General features: G+C 44.2%; 7 protein-coding genes. 3 read left to right on the plus strand and 4 right to left on the minus strand.

The window, feature by feature from the left end; all coding sequences use genetic code 11:
• The 3 genes from B3182_RS05470 to yjgA form a co-directional block, all read left to right on the plus strand.
• Positions 1–779, plus strand: a 779-nt coding sequence (locus B3182_RS05470; protein ID WP_292751883.1) for an anthranilate phosphoribosyltransferase, incomplete at its 5' end; no start/stop codon positions are given.
• Positions 776–1,192 (plus strand): secondary thiamine-phosphate synthase enzyme YjbQ, encoded by a 417-nt coding sequence (locus B3182_RS05475; protein ID WP_292356854.1) that lies wholly within the window; start codon positions 776–778, stop codon positions 1,190–1,192. The genes B3182_RS05470 and B3182_RS05475, both read left to right, overlap by 4 nt.
• A gap of 3 nt (positions 1,193–1,195) precedes the next feature.
• On the plus strand, positions 1,196–1,726 hold the full coding sequence (gene yjgA / locus B3182_RS05480) for a ribosome biogenesis factor YjgA (RefSeq protein ID WP_292356852.1): 531 nt from the start codon (positions 1,196–1,198) through the stop codon (positions 1,724–1,726).
• Here yjgA and B3182_RS05485 read toward each other — a convergent pair.
• From B3182_RS05485 to B3182_RS05500, 4 genes are all read right to left on the minus strand, one after another.
• Positions 1,720–3,072: an ATP-binding protein gene (locus B3182_RS05485; RefSeq protein ID WP_292356850.1), complete on the minus strand. Its 1,353-nt coding sequence runs from the start codon at positions 3,070–3,072 to the stop codon at positions 1,720–1,722. The genes yjgA and B3182_RS05485 overlap by 7 nt on opposite strands.
• A complete protein-coding gene (locus B3182_RS05490) occupies positions 3,065–3,742 on the minus strand; it encodes a response regulator transcription factor (protein ID WP_292356848.1) in 678 nt (225 codons plus the stop codon). Before B3182_RS05490 ends, B3182_RS05485 begins: the two co-directional genes overlap by 8 nt.
• Positions 3,743–3,744: 2 nt before the next feature.
• Positions 3,745–4,035: a PepSY domain-containing protein gene (locus B3182_RS05495; protein ID WP_292356846.1), complete on the minus strand. Its 291-nt coding sequence runs from the start codon at positions 4,033–4,035 to the stop codon at positions 3,745–3,747.
• Positions 4,036–4,105: 70 nt separating this feature from the next.
• Positions 4,106–4,501: a c-type cytochrome gene (locus B3182_RS05500; protein ID WP_292356844.1), complete on the minus strand. Its 396-nt coding sequence runs from the start codon at positions 4,499–4,501 to the stop codon at positions 4,106–4,108.
• Between the last annotated feature and the right edge of the window lie 254 nt (positions 4,502–4,755).

Raw genomic sequence — 4,755 nt, forward strand, 5'->3', positions numbered from 1 at the left:
GCTTTAGCCGCCATTGTCCAATAGCGGCATTTTTCCCTGCCGTAATGGCAGCTTGTGGTTTGCCAGCGTTATCGCAAGGTGTTTACCAAATGGCACCGAAATTTGGTGTCACCCATGCACAGGTGTTAGAAGCAGCGGGTGTGAATATTCAGTTGACGGTCGCTGAAGCGGCCGAACAACTAAACCATGCTGATACCGGCTGGGCCTATCTTGATCAGGCAATTACCACACCCAGTTTGTTTGCGTTACAGGATTTACGCCGTTTGATGATTAAACGCCCTAGTCTGGCGACATTGGAAAAGCTGGTGATGCCGGTTAAGGCTAAGAAAACGCATCTACAAATAGGCTTTGTACATAAAGCCTATCCGCCAGTGTTGGCTTATCTTGCCAAACAGAGCGGCTTTGACAGCGCATTGATCGTACGTGGTCTGGAAGGCGGGATTGTGCCAACCTTACGTGAAACCTCGGATAACTTTTTATTGATCGATGGTGCATTAAAACCCTGTTCATTGGATCCTCAGGCATTTGGTGTTGATCAGCAGACTCGAGGCGTTATGCCTGATTTGGATCAACTGACAGCAGCAGAGTCAGCCCAACGTGGAATTGCGGCATTGCAGGGTGAAAAAGGGGTGGCTTATGATTTGCTGGTTTATGGAGCAGCAATGGCTTTATGGCACTGTGGATTGGTTTCAGATCAGAATAGAGCAGGGGATTTAGTAAGGAAGAGCCTCGATTCGGGTAATACCTTTGCTGCTTTTGAAAAAGGTAGAACAAAATGATTTTGCAACAACAATTACAATTTGAATTGAAAGGCCGCAGCACCATCAATATCACTGATGATGTGGCTAAAATTGTATCTGCTTCGGGAATCACTACCGGAACCTGTCATGTGTTTGTCCAACACACCAGTGCTTCTTTGATGATTTGTGAAAATGCTGACCCTGATGTCAGACGTGATCTGGAAACCTACATGCAACATATCGTCCCCGATGGAGATCCCATGTTTTTACATCAGGATGAAGGTCCGGATGATATGAGCGCGCATATCCGTACCGTGTTGACTAATCCCGATCTGGTGGTACCGGTCAGTAATGGAAAATGTGCTTTGGGGATCTGGCAGGGAATCTATTTATGGGAACACAGAACGCATCGGCAGCAGCGTCGTGTGATCGTTACAGTACAAGGTGAATAAAAAATGAATGAAGAATTTGAACAGGATCACCTTGATGAGGAATTTGATTGGTCTTCGATTCCCAAGAGTAAATCGCGTATTAAACGAGAACTCGATGCGTTAAGAAAGTTAGGTCAGGATTTAATAGAGCTGCCAAAAAAAGACTTATTAAAACTGGAGCTGGACGAAGATTTAACTGAAGCGGTTCTTAAAGCCCAAACCATGAGTAAAGGGGCCTTAAAACGGCAGACCGGTTATATCGGTGGCATTATTGCCCGACTGGATCATGAAGAAATACAGCAGAAACTGGAACAGCTGAAGCAGCCTAAACAGGCTCAAACTGACCAGTTTCATCAACTGGAAAACTGGCGGGATCGCTTATTAGCAGAAGACGATACTGTTGTGACAGATCTACGCGGTTATTTTGAAGATTTTGATAATCAACACGTAAGACAGTTGGTCCGGAATGCCAAGCAGGAAGCCGCCAAACAACAGCCGCCAAAATCTGCCCGACTATTGTTTAAATATCTGCAGCAATTACAGCAAAATCAGTGATCGATAAGTTCGATTAAAAAGCATGCACCACCCAGATAGCTTTGCTGCACACTGATTTTGCCCTGATAAGCTTCGACGATATCGCTGGCAATTGCCAAGCCCAGTCCCTGACCTTCAATCTGGGTATCCATACGTCTGCCACGTTTGATGATATCTGCACTGGCATGTGCTGGAACGCCAGGACCATCATCTTCAATACGCACGACAATTCTGCGATTTTGCTGGCGTAAAACGATATTGACCTGTTGGTCGCAGTATTTGAATGCGTTTTCCAATAGATTGCCGAGTAACTCGTACATATCGCCTTCGTCAGCATGCAGCATGGCATCTCGTTCAATTTCGCATTGCGTATGGATATTTTTACTTTGGTAGACTTTTTTTAGTGAATTCATCAATTTAGTGATGATTTCTCCAATCGAAACCGGCGCCAGTAAGTTACTTTTGCCTTCAGTGGCAGCACGTTGCAATTGATAATCGACGAGAGCATTAATGCGATCCAACTGTTCCTCACCGGTCAATTTACAGGCGGTTACATCATCACAGCTTTCCAGTTCAGAACGTAATAAAGCCAAGGGGGTTTTCAGGCTATGCGCCAGATCCGCGAGTGAATTTTTATAGCGTTGTCGACGAGATTGTTCGTGATCCAACAGGTTATTAATATTTCGGGTGAGCTGTTGTAACTCGCTGGGATAGTCATCACCCAGACGTTGTTGTTTTCCCGCTTCAATAGCGTGTAAATCAGCTGCTGCTTTATGTAGCGGTTGTAAACTCCAACGCAAGATTAACCATTGGGCAATTAACAACATCAATCCGGTTCCACCGAGCCAGTACCAGAGGTTTAACTGAAACTCATCTATCTGTGCTTCCAGCATATGCTGATCTTCAGAAACATTAATGGTGTAATCAAAATGTTCACCATCGTCATTTTCCCAAACAATCCCAAATGCGAGATTCTGTAACTTCATGCCATTATCAAGATTAATCTGACTATATAACTGTTCTGAAGGGCCAGGATGATAGGGAAGAGCCAAAAATAAACCAATAGCCGAAGGGGATTGCCAGACAATTTTATTACCACTGGTAATTTGTGCGTAAAGACCTGAATTGGGAATAGAAAATTTTGGTTCAGCCAGACTTTCCTGCATATGTAACTTACCGTCATGGCTGATTTCAGCAGCAGTCAGCAGGGTATAAACATAATTTAATAAACGTTGTTTCTGGGCTGTTTCGGCGCTTCCAGCAAAGGCATTAAATAAACTGAAAGCCGAGATACCCAGAAACGCACTTAATACCAGCGTAACGGCAATCAGCTGTCGATTGGTCAGTGATAAGTTGAGTTTATTCACGAGGCAGCGTCAGCCGATAACCCCGGCCTCGTAATGTTTCTATCGGATTTATTGATTTATCCGGATCCAGTTTATTTCTCAGCCTTTTGACAAATACTTCTATGACATTGCTGTCGCGATCCTGATCCTGTTCATATATGTGATCCGTCAGTTCAGTTTTGGAAATAACTTCTCCAGCGTGCAGCATCAGATAATGTAATAGACGGTATTCAAATGCAGTTAATTCAATTGCCGACTGATTAACCGTTACTTGCTGAGAAGCTGGATTGAGTTCTACCGGTCCACAACGCATAGTGGAATTTGACCAGCCTGCAGCACGACGCGCCAGCGCATTTAAACGCGCCAGTAATTCTTCAAAATGAAAGGGTTTGACCAGATAATCATCGGCACCGGCTTCAAGCCCTTCGACTTTATCTTGCCAGCGACCGCGAGCAGTCAGGATCAAAATGGGAAAAGTGATGTTTTGTTCGCGAAGCTGTTTGATGACCTCGATTCCGGAAAGTTTAGGTAGCCCCAAATCAATAACAGCAACGTCATACGGATATTCAGAGCCGAGGAATAAGCCTTCTTCACCGTCTGCACTCATATCTACAGTAAGTTGATGTTGACGTAAATGCTGACCGATCTGTTCGCGCAGGTGAGGTTCATCTTCAATTAATAAAACACGCATAGCTATTGCATTTGATATCCGGTTTGCCGATCCAGGCGGTAGGTTTTCACCTTACCATCAACATGCAGGACTTTGACGCGGAAAATTGTATGGTTTTGATATTGTTCCTGATCTACCGATAAAACCCGTCCACCGGTTTCAACCTGAGCTAATTCTGCGGCAGTTTTTTTGGTCAGCGGTAGGGCGATATCGTTAATACTGGTTCCCGCCTCTGCTTCAGGCGGCAAATGGTCGGTGTAACCAGATAAAGGTAACGTTAGCATCAGAAGTAACAGATACCAGGAAAATTTCATGTAATAACCTTAATTTTAGTGTGCTTGTTATAAGTGGATAATAGCAAACTGCAGGTTTGGGGTGAATGTATCATTTTGATCCCTGCTCAGGTTGCACCGGGCCAATAGCATTGTCTGCCCGGGCGCGTAAATAATTATAAAGTTGCTCTCTGCCATTGATGACCTGGGGATTATCATTAAATCCAGGCATGATGCCGATACGACCATTTTTACCTTTGACCAATACCTGCATGAATTCGTCTTTTGAGGTCTGTTTAAGACTTTTCGCTAAATTGGGGCCAGCCAGTCCCTGGGCGAAAGTGCCATGACAACGGGCACACCAGTTTCGATAAAGCAAATAGCCTTGATAGGTTTGTGAATCCAGTTTATTGCCTTCAGTAACGGTGTAGGGAACCTGAGCCTGAACGCCCCCCAACCAGAAATTGTTACTGCAAAGAAAGATAAATCCTGCCAAACGTAAATTCATAGCTGATTATCGACCGATCGAAAGGACATGATTTTTTGAGCTTAACATGTCATCGGTTTTCATCAGCTGAGTTCCAGAAAGCATTATCCATCTGAACTGTTGCCCGTGTAGAGTGTGTGAAGATATGTCAGAAGAATAGGTATCGTTGATACCAACGAGATGAACAATATATTTGTGCATGACTTACTCCACATACTGAAGTTTAAGTCAGAGTAACAATACTTAACTGAACTGCGACTGAATGGGTGATGAAA

It is taken from the genome of Methylophaga sp. UBA4204 (assembly GCF_002379485.1).
Classification (GTDB): Bacteria; Pseudomonadota; Gammaproteobacteria; order Nitrosococcales; family Methylophagaceae; genus Methylophaga.

Excerpts from the sequence above, each read along its gene's own strand:
- B3182_RS05490 (WP_292356848.1), bottom strand. The coding sequence starts at position 3,742 with ATGCGTGTTTTATTAATTGAAGATGAACCTCACCTGCGCGAACAGATC.
- B3182_RS05500 (WP_292356844.1), bottom strand. The coding sequence starts at position 4,501 with ATGAATTTACGTTTGGCAGGATTTATCTTTCTTTGCAGTAACAATTTC.
- yjgA (WP_292356852.1), top strand. The coding sequence starts at position 1,196 with ATGAATGAAGAATTTGAACAGGATCACCTTGATGAGGAATTTGATTGG.
- B3182_RS05475 (WP_292356854.1), top strand. The coding sequence starts at position 776 with ATGATTTTGCAACAACAATTACAATTTGAATTGAAAGGCCGCAGCACC.
- B3182_RS05495 (WP_292356846.1), bottom strand. The coding sequence starts at position 4,035 with ATGAAATTTTCCTGGTATCTGTTACTTCTGATGCTAACGTTACCTTTA.